18 protein-coding genes are annotated in these 14616 nt (G+C 43.9%); 13 read left to right on the top strand and 5 right to left on the bottom strand.

The window, feature by feature from the left end; genetic code table 11:
• Positions 1-18: 18 nt before the first annotated feature.
• Genes JQM82_RS04575 through JQM82_RS04565 form a run of 3 tightly spaced genes read right to left on the bottom strand, consistent with a single transcriptional unit; the run spans position 19 to position 2054 of the window.
• Positions 19-762, bottom strand: a complete 744-nt coding sequence (locus JQM82_RS04575; RefSeq protein ID WP_235248856.1) for a J domain-containing protein — start codon at positions 760-762, stop codon at positions 19-21.
• Positions 759-1646, bottom strand: coding sequence for a DUF5685 family protein (locus tag JQM82_RS04570; protein WP_235248855.1), 888 nt, complete (start codon positions 1644-1646; stop codon positions 759-761). The genes JQM82_RS04575 and JQM82_RS04570 overlap by 4 nt, the downstream gene beginning before the upstream one ends.
• A 12-nt stretch (positions 1647-1658) precedes the next feature.
• Positions 1659-2054 carry a hypothetical protein gene (locus JQM82_RS04565; RefSeq protein ID WP_235248853.1) on the bottom strand — a complete coding sequence of 132 codons (396 nt, stop codon included), beginning with the start codon at positions 2052-2054 and terminating at the stop codon, positions 1659-1661.
• Positions 2055-2219: 165 nt separating this feature from the next.
• On the opposite strand from JQM82_RS04565, the gene JQM82_RS04560 reads away from it, so the two are divergent.
• The 13 genes from JQM82_RS04560 (at position 2220) to dnaB (ending at position 13849) form a co-directional block, all read left to right on the top strand.
• Positions 2220-3500, top strand: a complete 1281-nt coding sequence (locus tag JQM82_RS04560; RefSeq protein WP_235248852.1) for a serine dehydratase subunit alpha family protein — start codon at positions 2220-2222, stop codon at positions 3498-3500.
• Positions 3501-3542: 42 nt separating this feature from the next.
• Positions 3543-4346: a class B sortase gene (gene srtB / locus JQM82_RS04555; RefSeq protein WP_235248851.1), complete on the top strand. Its 804-nt coding sequence runs from the start codon at positions 3543-3545 to the stop codon at positions 4344-4346.
• Positions 4336-4530 (top strand): DUF951 domain-containing protein, encoded by a 195-nt coding sequence (locus tag JQM82_RS04550; RefSeq protein WP_235248875.1) that lies wholly within the window; start codon positions 4336-4338, stop codon positions 4528-4530. The genes srtB and JQM82_RS04550 overlap by 11 nt, the downstream gene beginning before the upstream one ends.
• Positions 4531-4658: 128 nt before the next feature.
• Positions 4659-4946: a 30S ribosomal protein S6 gene (gene rpsF, locus JQM82_RS04545; protein ID WP_235248850.1), complete on the top strand. Its 288-nt coding sequence runs from the start codon at positions 4659-4661 to the stop codon at positions 4944-4946.
• A gap of 20 nt (positions 4947-4966) precedes the next feature.
• Positions 4967-5422 (top strand): single-stranded DNA-binding protein, encoded by a 456-nt coding sequence (locus JQM82_RS04540; protein ID WP_235248849.1) that lies wholly within the window; start codon positions 4967-4969, stop codon positions 5420-5422.
• Between the two features lie 35 nt (positions 5423-5457).
• Positions 5458-5724, top strand: a complete 267-nt coding sequence (gene rpsR / locus JQM82_RS04535; RefSeq protein WP_101695879.1) for a 30S ribosomal protein S18 — start codon at positions 5458-5460, stop codon at positions 5722-5724.
• Positions 5725-5882: 158 nt separating this feature from the next.
• On the top strand, positions 5883-6614 hold the full coding sequence (nagB, locus tag JQM82_RS04530) for a glucosamine-6-phosphate deaminase (protein WP_235248848.1): 732 nt from the start codon (positions 5883-5885) through the stop codon (positions 6612-6614).
• Between the two features lie 98 nt (positions 6615-6712).
• Positions 6713-7639, top strand: coding sequence for a sugar phosphate nucleotidyltransferase (locus JQM82_RS04525; RefSeq protein WP_235248846.1), 927 nt, complete (start codon positions 6713-6715; stop codon positions 7637-7639).
• Positions 7639-8757 (top strand): phosphotransferase enzyme family protein, encoded by a 1119-nt coding sequence (locus JQM82_RS04520; RefSeq protein WP_235248845.1) that lies wholly within the window; start codon positions 7639-7641, stop codon positions 8755-8757. The genes JQM82_RS04525 and JQM82_RS04520 overlap by 1 nt, the downstream gene beginning before the upstream one ends.
• 11 nt (positions 8758-8768) lie before the next feature.
• Positions 8769-9788 (top strand): UDP-glucose 4-epimerase GalE, encoded by a 1020-nt coding sequence (gene galE / locus JQM82_RS04515; protein WP_235248844.1) that lies wholly within the window; start codon positions 8769-8771, stop codon positions 9786-9788.
• Positions 9789-9971: 183 nt separating this feature from the next.
• A complete protein-coding gene (locus tag JQM82_RS04510) occupies positions 9972-12044 on the top strand; it encodes a DHH family phosphoesterase (protein WP_235248843.1) in 2073 nt (690 codons plus the stop codon).
• A 1-nt stretch (position 12045) separates the two neighbouring features.
• Positions 12046-12495 carry a 50S ribosomal protein L9 gene (rplI, locus tag JQM82_RS04505; RefSeq protein ID WP_235248842.1) on the top strand — a complete coding sequence of 150 codons (450 nt, stop codon included), beginning with the start codon at positions 12046-12048 and terminating at the stop codon, positions 12493-12495.
• Positions 12496-12508: 13 nt separating this feature from the next.
• The gene (gene dnaB, locus JQM82_RS04500) at positions 12509-13849 is read left to right on the top strand and encodes a replicative DNA helicase (RefSeq protein ID WP_235248841.1); all 1341 of its coding nucleotides are present in this window, start codon (positions 12509-12511) and stop codon (positions 13847-13849) included.
• Here the strand turns inward: dnaB and JQM82_RS04495 are convergent.
• Together JQM82_RS04495 and JQM82_RS04490 are read right to left on the bottom strand one after the other, a co-directional pair.
• Complete coding sequence (locus tag JQM82_RS04495) at positions 13832-14191, bottom strand: hypothetical protein (RefSeq protein WP_235248839.1); 360 nt, start codon at positions 14189-14191, stop codon at positions 13832-13834. The two genes, dnaB and JQM82_RS04495, sit on opposite strands and share 18 nt — an antisense overlap.
• A 162-nt stretch (positions 14192-14353) precedes the next feature.
• Complete coding sequence (locus JQM82_RS04490; RefSeq protein WP_235248838.1) at positions 14354-14524, bottom strand: DUF362 domain-containing protein; 171 nt, start codon at positions 14522-14524, stop codon at positions 14354-14356.
• Positions 14525-14616 lie beyond the last annotated feature (92 nt).

The following is a 14616-nucleotide window of genomic DNA, read 5'->3' as shown; positions in this document are numbered from 1 at the left end:
AATCGGCGCACTCCTTTCTTATATAAAACCATTTCCTCCCGGCATAGGTCCTCCTCCGCCACAGCATAATCCGCTGCCACAGCACAGGTTGCAGATGATGTTGGCAAGACACAGCTTCATGCAGCAGTCACTTCCGGTGGTGAAGGTTGTTTCATAAGGATTCTGCCGTTGCTGGTACCAGGTTCCACCACTTTCGAATCTGCGAACCAGCAGCTGATATTCATAATTGTTTGGCTCCAGACGTAGTGCTTCTTTTGCGTGCTGAAGTGCGATTACGTTATTGCCCATTCCGGAATTGGCAAGTGCACTGTAGTAATACCAGCGTGCATTGTGAGTCTGAATTCCATTTAACAGATTCAATGCTTCCTGATAGTGCCCGCTGTTAATAAAGTTGGCCGCTGCCTTCATATGAAGGTCCTCTTCATTGTCTGAGGCCTGTGGACCGGATTGTTGACGGTACTGTCCATAGAAGCCGCGGAATGGCCCATATCCGCCAAAATCGCCAAAGTCACCGTAACCGCCGGTGTATCCGCCCTGGCCTCCGGAAGTATAGGAACTGCCGGACGTGCCATATTCACGTTCGTGCATGATCTGCTGATATGCCTGTTGTACTTCTTTGAATTTGGCTTCGGCCTGATCCTTGTTCGGATTGTTGATATTGGCATCGGGATGATATTGTCTGCTTAATTTGCGGTATGCTTTTTTGATTTCTTCATCTGAGGCTGTTCGACTAACGCCCAGTACGCTGTAAGGGTCTGTCATTGTATGTGATCTCCTGTATTTGTTTTTGCGGTGTCAGAATGTGTATTGGTATTCTGCTTTTCCCTTCGTCTGGCAGTTACAGTCGTATAGTGGCACCATACACCGGAATATAACACATTTCTCAAAATATCAGCGTGCAGCAGAATAGGCAGTTTCTCGAATTCGCGGGAACATTCAGCCATCATGAGTGTCAGTAGCTCCCTACAGTCCTCTGCAAAGTTTTCATTTGTAAGAAATGACTCTTTTAAGGGATTGTAGCTTCCGGAGTGAATATCCTTTTCTACATCTTCATACGCATCCATCAGATAGATAAACTTGCCGAGAAAGAAACCAATTTTGCGAAGGGAAGTCTCCCATTCATCGTGAGAGTAGACAAAGATCTCTGCCATAATATCACCAAACAGTCCTGCCATCAGATCTATGTTCTGCTCGTTTTTCTTTTCCAACTCAGAAAGTTTTTTTAAATCAGATGCAATGAGCTGTACTTTTTGAGGATACTTTTCCCTGACTTTTTCAACACGGGACTGAAGAAGCCTGGCGGCTGCATAGCCTTTCTTTTTTCGTTCATCATCCCAGTCATCTTTGCATTTATAATAAGTAAGAACCATGTTGATTGCGGCAGCGTAGTCTGTAAATTCGTTGGTTCTTGTAAGATGTTTTTCAAAAGGATGGGCAACACATCTGACAGAAGAGATTGTGGTGTCCGGTTCGTAGAGGCCGGTAAGAAGAACGACGAGAAATGTCATATCGAAGGATAAAGTCATCTGACCTCTTATACCATAACATTTCTTCAGAGATTTGCAAAGACCACAATAGTAAGAGTGGTAAATATCATAGTCTTTGAACTTCATTTCAGCTTTGTTGATTGAGATATATCCAAACATAACTTGTCCCTGCTAACTTTTTTTGATGAATTTTGTCTGACATTTCGGGCAGCTGATTTCAATCCTCCCACGGCCCTTTGGAACACGTATCTTCTGATGGCAGGTCGGGCACTTATAGATGTGATGTGTCTTTCTCTGCTGCATCATGTATTTCTGCCGGGAAAAGAAATTGCGGACCTTTGCTGTTTTGCTCAGATACCATTGATTTTCGGATGAACGTTTGTATACGTTTCTGGATAACATTCGAAAATATGCATAAATGATACAGAGCCAGGATAATATGGAGAGGACGGGGCTGTTTGCCCATCCGGCAATCAGCATCAGTATCAGTGCCGCTGCGATCAGAAGCTTGCCCAGGGAATCTATACCGTATCTTCCGTACATGAAACGAATTAATTTTTCTTTCAAAATAAACCACCTTCCTGAAATTTATAAATAATATGATACGCCGGCAGAGGATGAAGTCAATTAAATGTCTATAAATTTTTATAAAGAATTTAGGAGTGCTTTCATTTTCTTTTGGAAGAGTTGTGATATAATGTTTGCATTGGATCTTGAAGCGGGAGGGAGAATATGGAAGAGTTGACCAGGCTGATCATGGAGGATATGAAACCTGCTCTCGGGGTAACGGAACCAGGGGCAATCGCGTATGCAGTTGCGAGTGCAAGACAGCATACCAGCGGTGCGATCAGACATGTTCGTGTAGCACTGAATTCGGGGATGTATAAGAATGCATATACCTGTGGAATTCCGAACTCGGCACGGTATGGGAATCTGTATGCAGCTGCGCTTGGAGCGGTTGCGGCAGACGCGGAGAAAGGTCTGGAATCTCTGGCAGAGATCACGCCGGAGGATGATGAACGGGCAGCGAGGCTGGTAGAGGAAGAGATGATAGAGGTGGTGCTGGATCATATCGGATCGGAGATTACGATTGACGCAATGGTCGAGACAGAGAACGATGTATGTACAGTGCACATCAGGGATGCACATACGAATATAACGGAAGTTGAGAAGAATGGAGAATGTATTTTCCAGAAGAAAGAACCAGAAGAAAAATGTGAAAGTACAGGAAAGATACCGGTGATTCACAGATACCTTCTGAGTGAGATCCTGAATTATGTGGATCACGTTCCGATAGAGGAGATCTGTTTTATTGAAAAAGCATTTATCATGAATCTGGAACTCCTGGAAGAAGGTCTTGATTCTGACCGAGCTGTCTTTGCAAAGCGGTTTTATGAGGAAAACGGCAGGTGTCAGATATCGAAAGATGCGTTAAAGACGGCACAGCTTCTGTGTAATGGAGCAATCGAAGCAAGAGTGCTCGGGCTCAGTAGACCGGCGATGAGTATTACCGGCAGTGGTGCTCATGGGATTATTGCAACGATGCCGCTTTATGCGTACCAGAGAGTACATCAGGATGAGATCAGTGAGGAGATGCTTATCAGAGCGACGGCACTCAGTTATCTGATCACGATGTATATTAAGGAATATTCCGGAAAGCTGTCGGCATTCTGTGGATGTGGCATTGCAGCCGGGACTGGAATGGCATGCGGGCTTGCTTATCTCAGACATGCGGATGGAGACACAGTCATAAGGGTAATACAGAATATGGCAAGCGGGCTTACCGGCATGATCTGCGATGGAGGAAATCATGGATGTACCATGAAAGGGATTGTTGCGGTGGATGCTGCTTTCCGATCTGTGGATCTGGCACTTGCAGGGATCTGCATAGAAGCAATCCACGGAATCAACGGGAAGACACCGGAAGATACCATGAGACATATGGGAAGGATCGCATCACCTGGTATGGTGCAGACTGAGAAAACGATCGTTGAGATTATGGAACGGAAGTAGGTTTGGAACAGAGACCGGTGTTTCGACCTGGAAAGGGGAAAAATGGGACAAAGAAGATATCACAGAGGAAGACGAAAAAAGAAAAAGGGGAATCTGGCATCCGGCCTGATATTTGTGATCGCAGTTTTTGTGTTTTGCATATCGACATTTCAGTTGTTTAAGATTCTGAAAGAATATTATGACGGAAGAAGTGAATATGATAAGATCAGAAAACTTGCTGTTACAGAGAGCGATAACGGAGATTCGGAAGATGAATTTCGGGTGGATTTTGAGGAACTTCTGAAGATTAATCCGGATACGATCGGCTGGATTAGATTTACACCGGAGCCGTCTGAGATCAGCTATCCGATCGTACAGACGGACGACAATGAAACGTATCTGAAGAAAACATTTTCGGCAAATGAGAATACGCTGGGTGCCATTTTTTTGAATACAGGGAATCAGGCGGACTTTTCAGACTGTAATTCGATCATATATGGACATCGCATGAAGGATGGGTCCATGTTCCGGCATCTTCAGGATTATGAGGATCAGGAGTTCTGGGAGGCAAATCCGTGTTTTTATATCTATACACCGGACGGAAGAAGAATTACGTATCGGATCTTTTCGGTTGGACAGGTAGAGGATACGTCGGATACTTATCTGACATCCTTTGCGTCAGAAGACGACTATCGGGCGTTTCTTGATATGACAAGACAGACGGCTCTGTATGACACCGGTGTGGAAGTGACAACGGAAGATACGATCATAACGCTGTCAACCTGTACCAGTGCCAGTGACAATCACCGGTTTGTGGTCCGTGGAGTGAAGGAAGAGGAGCGTGTACCGAATTATGATGAAGAATAATTATACATACGAAGTGGGAGATATCGTAACGATGAAGAAACCGCATCCATGCGGAAGTAAAGAATGGGAGATCTTAAGGGTCGGAGCTGATTTCCGGCTGAAATGCGCGGGATGTGGTCATCAGATCATGATTGCCAGAAAACTTGTGGAAAAAAATACAAAAGATTTAAAGAAAAAGGCTTGAAACAGGCAAGAGATTATGGTATCATCATTAATCGTGATACAATAAATATCGTCAGCTATAATGACGAAATCCTTGCTCCCACATAAGTTGAGCGGGGGCCAAAAGACCAGAAGGAGGTGCAGGACGACATGAACAAATATGAATTAGCTGTTGTTGTCAGTGCAAAAATCGAAGATGACGAAAGAGCACAGGTTATCGAAAAAGTAAAAGCATTAGTTGAACGTTTCGGTGGTCAGATCTCTGACGTTGATGAATGGGGTAAGAAGAGATTAGCTTACGAGATTCAGAAGATGAAAGAAGCATATTACTATTTCATCCACTTCGAGTCTGATGCTGAGACTCCAGGCGAAGTTGAAAAGAGAATTCGCATCATGGACAATGTTATCAGATATTTATGCGTTAGACAGGATGCATAAGCGGGAAGTAGAGGTATTATATGAATAAAGTAATTTTGATGGGACGCTTGACAAGAGATCCGGAAGTGAGATATTCACAGGGTGAGAGCTCTATGGCAATTGCCAGATATACACTGGCTGTAGATCGCAGATTCAGACGTGGTAATGACGGAGACCAGTCCGCAGACTTTATCGGATGCGTGGCCTTTGGAAAAAGCGCAGAATTTGCTGAAAAGTATTTCCGTCAGGGACTGAAGGTAATTGTTACCGGACGTATCCAGACAGGCAGTTATACGAACAGAGACGGACAGAAGGTATATACAACAGATGTTGTTGTTGAGGATCAGGAGTTTGCTGAAAGCAAATCCGTAAGTGATGCAAATGCGGGAGGTTTCCGTGCTGCTGCTCCATCACCGACTCCGGCACCAGTTTCTGATGCGGGCGACGGCTTCATGAATATTCCAGATGGAATTGATGAGGAATTACCATTTAATTAGGCGCTGAATACTTAGTGAATAAGGAGGTAAAAGCAATGGCTTACGATAAAGGAAATCGTCCGGAAGGCGGCTTCAAGAGAAGAGGCGGCGGACGCAGAAGAAAAAAAGTGTGCGTATTCTGTGGAAAAGAGAATAACGAGATTGATTACAAGGATGTAGCAAAGTTAAGAAAGTATATCTCTGAAAGAGGAAAGATCCTTCCTAGAAGAATTACAGGAAACTGTGCAAAACATCAGAGAGCTCTTACTGTTGCAATCAAGAGAGCACGTCATATTGCTCTTATGCCATACGTACAGGACTAATATAGAGTGTTGAATCGCCAATGCGAAAGCATTGGCGATTTTTTCTTTCGGGGCTTTCTATTGCAGGGAACTTGTTTTTATATGCGTTTTTTGATAAATTGTAATTATAAAACAGTGTATGGGGACAGAAGAGAAACTGATTTGGGAGGTAACGCATTATGAAGATTTACAAAGCAGGGAATTACAGGGAGATGAGCAGAAAAGCTGCCAATATCATATCCGCACAGGTAATCATGAAGCCAAATTGTGTACTGGGGCTGGCAACTGGATCCACGCCGATCGGCACTTATGAGCAGCTGGTTGAGTGGTATCGGAAAGGAGATCTTGATTTTTCAGAAGTGACGACGGTAAATCTGGATGAATATAAGGGGCTTCCGGTGACGAATGATCAGAGCTATCATTATTTTATGCATCAGCATCTTTTTGATCAGGTAAACATTCATCCGGAGAATACACATCTTCCGAACGGAATGGAGATGGACAGTAAGAAAGAATGCAGAAGGTATGAAGAATTGATTCATTCACTTGGCGGAGTTGATCTTCAGCTTCTCGGGCTTGGACATAACGGGCATATCGGATTTAATGAGCCGGATGAGGCATTTGAAAAAGAAACGCACTGTGTGGATCTTCAGGAACGAACCATTGAAGCAAATAAGAGATTTTTCGCTTCGGCGGATGAGGTTCCGCGTCAGGCATATACGATGGGAATCAAGACGATCATGCATGCAAAGAAGATTCTGGTGATCGTAAGCGGTGAAGACAAAGCGGAAATTGTGAAAAAAGCATTTTTCGGACCTGTGACACCGAAGGTGCCGGCGTCGATTCTTCAGATGCATAACGATGTGACATTGGTTGCGGATGAAGCGGCTTTGTCTGAAGTGTTTAGATAACAGATTGTGCAAAATAAGAAAAAAATAGGATAAAGCATTTTGCATATCTTTGTAATACAATGAGCTTATATACAGGAAGGAATATTGGAGGTATAGCAATGAAGAAACCAGTATTAGTCATTATGGCAGCAGGAATGGGGAGCCGTTACGGCGGATTAAAGCAGATCGATCCTGTCGATGAGGATGGACATATTATCATGGATTTTTCCATGTATGATGCAAAACGGGCAGGGTTCGAGAAAGTGATTTTTATTATTAAGCATGAGATAGAAAAAGATTTTAAAGAGGGCGTGGGAAACCGCGTTGCAAAATATATGGACGTTTCTTATGCTTATCAGGATCTTTCCAATCTCCCGGATGGATATGAAGTGCCGGAGGGACGTGTAAAACCATGGGGAACTGCGCATGCGGTACTTAGTTGTATCGATCAGATCGAAGGACCGTTTGCAGTGATTAATGCGGATGACTATTATGGACAGCAGGCGTTCCGGCTGATTTATGATTATCTTGCCTCTCATGAAGATGATGAAAAATATCGATATACGATGGTGGGCTATCACCTTGGAAATACGGTAACGGATAACGGACATGTGGCAAGAGGAGTCTGCGACATGAACGAGAACGGAGAACTGGTTGCGATTCATGAGCGTACCCGTATTGAAAAGCGTGACGGTGGTATTGCATATACGGAAGATGATGGAGATACATGGACATTTGTTCCGGAAGATACGATTGTATCTATGAATATGTGGGGATTTACCAGAAGTATTATGGAAGAGATTAAGAATGGATTTCCTGCATTTCTGGATAAAGGACTGAAAGATAACCCGATGAAATGTGAATATTTTCTGCCGACGGTAGTCAGCGATCTCCTGGGAGCAGACAAGGCAACGGTTGCGGTATTGGAGTCTGCAGATAAGTGGTACGGTGTGACTTATAAAGAGGATAAGCCTGTTGTAGTAGCGGCAATCAGGAAGATGAAAGAAGAGGGGCTTTATCCGGAACATCTGTGGGAGGAAGCGTAATGGCTGAAGTGACGGGAAAACAGAGAGATGAGGCGATTGCGAATTTCCAATACGAAGGAATTCTGGTAAGGGAGTGTCCTTACGGAAGCGGACATATCAATGATACTTATCTGCTGGTATTCGACGTTGCGGAGATGGAGCAGATCAGCGTGATCCTTCAGCGGATGAATACAAAGACATTCAAGAACCCGATAGCACTGATGGAAAATATTGAGGGAGTAACTTCTTTCCTTCGGAAAAAGATTATTGAAAACGGAGGAGATCCGGAGAGAGAAACTTTGAATATTATTCCGACGGTGGATGGAAAGCCTTATTACGTGGATTCCTGCGGAGATTACTGGAGATCCTACAAATTTATTACCAATGCGACCAGTTATGACAAGGTGGAAAATCCGAAGCATTTTTATGAAAGTGGAGTTGCGTTCGGAAAGTTCCAGTGTCTCCTTGCGGATTATCCGGCAGATACCCTTCATGAGATCATAGAGGGATTCCATGATACCAGAGCAAGGTTTGCGGTATTCAAAAAAGCAGTAGAAGAAGATGTGATGGGAAGAGCTGCATCTGTTCAGAAAGAGATCCAGTTTGTTCTGGACAGGGAAGATGTGGCCAATTATTTTGCGGAGTTGATGGACAGAGGAGAACTTCCGCTTCGTGTTACGCATAATGATACCAAGCTTAACAATATTATGATTGATGACAAGACCGGTAAGGGCATCTGTGTGATTGATCTGGATACGGTTATGCCGGGGCTTGCAATGAATGATTTCGGAGATTCCATCCGTTTTGGCGCAAGTACAGCTGCTGAGGATGAAAGAGATCTGGATAAGGTATCCTGTGATATGGAATTGTTTGAGATATATACAAAAGGATTTATCGAAGGATGTAACGGGCAGCTGACGGAAAGAGAGATTGAATTGCTGCCGATGGGCGCGAAGGTTATGACCTATGAGTGCGGCATGCGTTTCCTGACAGATTATCTGCAGGGCGATACGTACTTTAAGATTCATTGGGAAGGACATAATCTTGACCGGTGCCGTACACAGTTCAAGCTGGTTGAAGATATGGAGAATAAATGGTATACTATGCAGGAGATAATTAAAATCTATAGTGACATTTAGGAGGTAGAATCATGGCGAAGATATTGATTACCGGAGGAGCCGGTTACATAGGAAGTCATACAGCAGTAGAGCTTTTGAATGAAGGATATGAGGTAGTTGTATATGATAATCTCTGTAATTCATCCAGAGAGTCTGTCAGAAGAGTAGAAGAACTCACCGGAAAAGAGATTGCCTTTTATGAAGGCGATGTAATGGATGAAGTCGCTTTGAAGACAATGTTTGAAGTGGAAGGGATTGATGCGGTCATTCACTGCGCAGCTCTGAAAGCAGTGGGCGAATCTGTTCGTAAGCCATTGGAATACTATCGTAATAATATAACCGGAACATTGACCCTGATGGATGTAATGAAGCAGACAGGAGTGAAGAATATCGTGTTCAGTTCGTCTGCAACGGTATACGGAAGCCCGGAGGAGATCCCGATTACGGAAGCATGCCCGAAAGGACAGTGTACCAATCCATATGGCTGGACCAAGTCCATGATGGAACAGATTATGACAGATGTGCAGAAGGCGAACCCGGATATGAATGTGATCCTGCTTCGTTATTTTAATCCGGTAGGGGCACATAAAAGCGGAAGGATCGGAGAGGATCCAAAAGGAATTCCGAACAACCTGATGCCTTATATTTCACAGGTTGCAGTCGGAAAACTTGAAAAACTGGGTGTATTTGGTAATGACTATGATACGCCTGATGGAACGGGTGTACGTGATTATATCCATGTGGTAGACCTTGCGATCGGACATGTGAAAGCTATCAATTATATCTTTACCAATCCGGGGCTGGACATCATCAATCTCGGAACGGGTGTGGGATATTCTGTGCTGGATATGGTAAAAGCATTCGGTAAAGCCTGTGGAAAGGAGATTCCGTACGAGATCAAACCGAGAAGGGCCGGAGATATTGACATGTGTTATGCAGATCCTTCGAAAGCAGCACAAGTACTTGGATGGAAAGCTGAGCGCGGACTGGAGGAAATGTGTGAGGATACCTGGAGATGGCAGTCCGGGAATCCGAATGGTTATAATGAATAATTAATCAAATACAGAAATACGAAGGAAAAAGACGGGAAATTGTACCGATAGAAAGTATGAAATTTCCCGTCTTTTATTTTCGCATAAAAGGTGATATAATGGCTCTATATGTATAGTAGGGAACATATTGTTTCAAAAACGTGGAAGGCGTTTTTGACCATACAAGAATTTTGAGGCGAGGTTATGGAAGAAAAGAAAAAAGAAGAGGGAAAGGTACGGTTTAAGCTGAAGGGACAGTTGAAGCTGTATATACAATGGCCGGCAATCATGGCATTGCTCCTGGTGGCAATGAATATCTGGATCTATAAAATTGACAGAAACGCCGGACTGCTGATGCTGTTGTTTGTATTGATCTATATTGCCATGATAGCAATTCTGTACTTTTACAGTAAGTCTATCATTATGAAAGATCTGGTGGAATTTGCTGCCCAGTATGGAATTATCCAGAATACTCTGCTTCGGGAGCTGGCTGTGCCTTATGCAATTCTTCTGGATGATGGAAAGGCACTGTGGATGAACGATCAGTTTGAAGCGATCCTGGGGGGAAAGCCAAAAGGAGAGGCGTACCTCAGCAAGTATATCCCGGAACTGAATAAAAGTATTTTCCCGAAAAATTCCGACGAAAAAGTACTTATGGACGTGTACTATGAGGACAAAGAGTATGAAGCTGAGCTCAGAAAGATCTCGGTGGAGGGGTTCAGTGAGATGGAGTCTCTCATGGAGATGCCAAAGGAAAAGGAATATTTTATAGCGGTATATCTAAAAGATGTAACGAATCTGAACAAGGCGCTCCGGGAGAATGAAGAGCAGAGAATGGTCGCGGGTCTGATCTATATTGATAACTATGATGAAGTGATTGACAGTGTAGAGGAAGTGCGACAGTCTCTTCTGATCGCGCTTGTTGACAGAAAGATCAATAAGTATATTGCCAAAGTAGATGGTATCGTCAAAAAGCTTGAGAATGACAAGTATTTTATTGCTATCAAAAAATCATATTTTAAAGAGCTGGAAGAAGACAAGTTTTCCTTGCTGGATGATGTGAAAAATGTTAACATCGGAAACGGAATCCCGGCTACTTTAAGTATCGGTCTTGGACTCAGCAGTGAGTCTTATGCACAAAGCTATAACTATGCACGTGTTGCAATCGATCTTGCTCTTGCAAGAGGCGGGGATCAGGCTGTAATCAAGGATTGCCGCGGGGTGACTTACTTTGGAGGAAAGCGTGAACAGACTTCCAAAAATACCCGTGTAAAAGCCCGTGTAAAAGCGGAAGCACTCAGAGAATTCATTACCGTCAAAGACAAGATCTTTGTTATGGGACACAAGCTTACAGATGTGGATGCATTTGGAGCAGCGATGGGAATCTATCGCGCTGCAGCAGCGTTGGAAAAGAGAGTGTATATAGTGATCAATGAGGTGTCAGCGTCTCTGCGCCCATTGTATGAACTGTTTGAAAGGGATCCGGAGTATCCGGAGGAACTGTTCCTTACATCTGCGCAGGCAATCGATATGGCGGATGAGAATTCCATGGTGGTGGTCGTAGACACCAACCGCCCGCAGATGACGGAATGTGAAGAGCTTCTGAAAAAGACAAAAACGATCGTAGTACTTGACCATCACAGGCAAAGCAGTGATAATATAGACAATGCGCTGCTTTCCTATATTGAGCCGTATGCATCATCTGCATGTGAGATGGTATCGGAGGTATTACAGTATATTGTAGATGGAATTAAGATTCCGAAGATTGAGGCCAGCAGTCTTTATGCAGGAATTATGATTGATACCAATAATTTTGTGAACCGTACCGGTGTTCGTACCTTTGAAGCGGCGGCGTTTCTGCGAAGATGCGGTGCTGATATTACACTTGTGCGTAAGCTGTTCCGTGACGACATGGAATCGTACAGAGCAAAAGCAGAGATCATAAGCAGCGCGGAGGTATATCATAACCGGTTTGCAATTGCAAAAGGCGTGAATCTCCATATAGAAAGCCCGACTATCGTCGGAGCGCAGGCGGCCAATGAGCTTCTGGACATTAATGAAGTGAAGGCTTCATTTGTTCTTACGGAGTACAACGACAGAATATATATCAGTGCACGTTCGATCGATGAGGTAAATGTCCAGATCATTATGGAGCGTCTGGGAGGAGGCGGACACATGAATGCATCCGGAGCCCAGTTTAACCATACGGATATGGATGAAGCAGTTGCATGCCTGAAACAGGTGATTGATGACATGATAGAAGGAGGAGACATCTAGGATGAAAGTTATATTAACAGAAGACGTGAAAGCGCTTGGAAAAAAAGGCGATATTGTTGAGGTAAGTGATGGATATGCAAGAAACTTTATCTTAAAGAAAAAGAAAGGCCTGGAAGCAAACGGAAAGAATCTGAATGACCTGAAACTGAAAAAAGCGAATGATGACAAGATCGCACAGCAGCAGTATGAAGAGGCAGTGGCGCTTGGAAAGAAGATTGAGGCAGGAAAGATTGAAGTTGCCATTAAGATGGGAGAAGGCGGAAAAGCATTTGGTTCTGTATCTTCCAAAGAGATAGCAGAAGAAGTAAAAGCGCAGCTTGGCCTCGAGATTGATAAGAAAAAAGTACAGCTGAAGGAGACAATAAAGACTCTCGGAACACATAATGTTCCGATTAAACTGCATCCGAAGGTAACAGCAGACCTGAAAGTAGTTGTAACAGAGGAAGCGTAGGAGGAGATAAGGCGTGGAAGAGGCACTTATAAAGAGAGTCATGCCCCACAGCGTGGAAGCGGAACAGTCTGTTGTAGGTGCCATGCTGATGGACAAGGATGCCATAATGACAGCGGCAGAGATCGTAAGCGGTGCCGATTTTTATCAGAGTGCCTATGGAGTCATCTTTGATTCCATGGTGGAACTGTTTAATGAGGGAAAACCGGTGGATCTGATTACGCTGCAGGAACGGCTGAAAGAGAAAGATGTTCCTGCAGAGATCGCAAGCCTTGAATTTGTGAAAGATCTTGTAACAGCAGTTCCAACCTCTGCAAATGTAAAATACTATGCGGAGATCGTTGCAGAGAAGTCTCTGATGCGAAAGTTGATTCGTTTGAATGAAGAGATTGCGAATACCTGCTATGCAGGAAAAGAACCGCTGGAAGCAATTCTGGAGAATACAGAGAAGTCGGTATTTGAACTTCTTCAGCGAAGAAACACAGGTGACTACGTTCCGATCCGACAGGTTGTCATGAACGCTCTGGAGCGAATCGAAAAGGCGTCTAAAAACAAAGGAACAGTGACTGGAATTCCGACAGGATTTATAGATCTGGATTACAAATTATCCGGACTGCAGCCCTCTGACCTGATCCTGGTTGCTGCGAGACCTTCCATGGGAAAGACGGCTTTTGTACTGAATATTGCACAATATGTTGCATTTAAGAAGAATAAAGCAGTTGCCATATTCAGTCTGGAGATGTCGAAGGAACAGCTCGTGAATCGTCTGTTCTCACTGGAATCGCAGGTAGATGCACAATCGCTTCGAACCGGTAATATGAAGGATTCCGACTGGGAAAAGCTGATAGAGGGAGCAGGTGTGATCGGAAAATCGAAGCTGATCATTGACGACACACCGGGAATCTCAATCTCAGAACTTCGTTCCAAGTGTAGAAAATACAAGCTGGAGCATGGGCTTGACATTATAATCATCGACTACCTGCAGCTGATGACGGGAAGTGTAGGAAGAAGCTCTGAATCCCGTCAACAGGAGATATCGGAGATCTCCCGTGCATTGAAGGGGCTGGCAAGAGAGTTGAATGTTCCCGTCATTGCGCTGTCGCAGTTAAGTCGTGCAGTGGAAAGCAGACCGGATAAGCGGCCGATGCTTTCTGACCTCAGAGAATCCGGTGCGATCGAGCAGGATGCCGATGTGGTAATGTTTATCTATCGTGATGAATATTACAATAAGGATTCTGAATTCAAGAAACAGGCTGAGATTATCATTGCAAAACAAAGAAACGGCCCTGTTGGGACCGTTAATCTGGCCTGGCTTGGCGAATATACAAAGTTTGCCAACTTAAGCAGGCAGGAATAGATGTTTTAACTTTTTTATGGGACCGGCTGACGCCGCAGACTTCCGGAAAGATTGCTGCTGGCGGATAAGCTGGTCCAGTTTTTTGAATTCTTCTTCCTGCTGGCGTTCTTTTGCATCCAGAAGAAAGGACATTTCTTTACTGATCATAGAAAGAAGCACTTCATTGTTGTTTTCAAGCATGCGTTTGATGTACAGCTGTTCTCTGGTTCTTCGGATGTCCGGGATCAGTGCTTTCAGTTCATTGAAGGGCACACCCTGCTCGTAGAGTTCTTTGATGCAGTTGTATAGTCTGACATCATCTTTGGTTTCGCGTTTGAGCTGTTCTAATGCATTATTACCCATTACTCTATACCCCCTTGTTGATGGTTGTCCTTTGGACAGGTGTATCATACCACATGCGAATATGGGAAATACGTCAGAACACGTCGGAAATATAAAAATATTAAAAAAATACACTGCACAGAGATCCATGCAGTGTATTTTTAAATTGCTTTTCTCATATGACTAGCCTTCAGAGATAGCTCCTGTTGGACACTGAGCAGCACATGCGCCACAATCTACGCAAGCGTCAGCATCGATTTCGTAATGATCTGCTCCCTGAGAGATAGCTCCTACTGGACATTCAGCTTCGCAAGAACCGCAGCTTACACATTCATCACTAATTACGTGTGCCATAGTATGTACCCTCCTTTTTCGTATAAATAGACATAAACGAATTTTGTCTATACACATGATAATACAAAACGTAAAAATATACAAGAGGAGAC

Source organism: Faecalicatena contorta (genome assembly GCF_021531995.1).
In the GTDB taxonomy this organism is placed as follows: domain Bacteria; phylum Bacillota; class Clostridia; order Lachnospirales; family Lachnospiraceae; genus Dorea_A; species Dorea_A contorta_A.
This window is presented reverse-complemented; position numbering and strand designations above follow the sequence as displayed.

Bases quoted from the DNA above. Each gene is read 5' to 3' on its own strand.
- JQM82_RS04575 (WP_235248856.1), bottom strand. From the start codon at position 762: ATGACAGACCCTTACAGCGTACTGGGCGTTAGTCGAACAGCCTCAGAT.
- JQM82_RS04570 (WP_235248855.1), bottom strand. From the start codon at position 1,646: ATGTTTGGATATATCTCAATCAACAAAGCTGAAATGAAGTTCAAAGAC.
- JQM82_RS04560 (WP_235248852.1), top strand. From the start codon at position 2,220: ATGGAAGAGTTGACCAGGCTGATCATGGAGGATATGAAACCTGCTCTC.
- srtB (WP_235248851.1), top strand. From the start codon at position 3,543: ATGGGACAAAGAAGATATCACAGAGGAAGACGAAAAAAGAAAAAGGGG.
- JQM82_RS04550 (WP_235248875.1), top strand. From the start codon at position 4,336: ATGAAGAATAATTATACATACGAAGTGGGAGATATCGTAACGATGAAG.
- rpsF (WP_235248850.1), top strand. From the start codon at position 4,659: ATGAACAAATATGAATTAGCTGTTGTTGTCAGTGCAAAAATCGAAGAT.
- JQM82_RS04540 (WP_235248849.1), top strand. From the start codon at position 4,967: ATGAATAAAGTAATTTTGATGGGACGCTTGACAAGAGATCCGGAAGTG.
- rpsR (WP_101695879.1), top strand. From the start codon at position 5,458: ATGGCTTACGATAAAGGAAATCGTCCGGAAGGCGGCTTCAAGAGAAGA.
- nagB (WP_235248848.1), top strand. From the start codon at position 5,883: ATGAAGATTTACAAAGCAGGGAATTACAGGGAGATGAGCAGAAAAGCT.
- JQM82_RS04525 (WP_235248846.1), top strand. From the start codon at position 6,713: ATGAAGAAACCAGTATTAGTCATTATGGCAGCAGGAATGGGGAGCCGT.
- JQM82_RS04520 (WP_235248845.1), top strand. From the start codon at position 7,639: ATGGCTGAAGTGACGGGAAAACAGAGAGATGAGGCGATTGCGAATTTC.
- galE (WP_235248844.1), top strand. From the start codon at position 8,769: ATGGCGAAGATATTGATTACCGGAGGAGCCGGTTACATAGGAAGTCAT.
- JQM82_RS04510 (WP_235248843.1), top strand. From the start codon at position 9,972: ATGGAAGAAAAGAAAAAAGAAGAGGGAAAGGTACGGTTTAAGCTGAAG.
- rplI (WP_235248842.1), top strand. From the start codon at position 12,046: ATGAAAGTTATATTAACAGAAGACGTGAAAGCGCTTGGAAAAAAAGGC.
- JQM82_RS04495 (WP_235248839.1), bottom strand. From the start codon at position 14,191: ATGGGTAATAATGCATTAGAACAGCTCAAACGCGAAACCAAAGATGAT.
- JQM82_RS04490 (WP_235248838.1), bottom strand. From the start codon at position 14,524: ATGGCACACGTAATTAGTGATGAATGTGTAAGCTGCGGTTCTTGCGAA.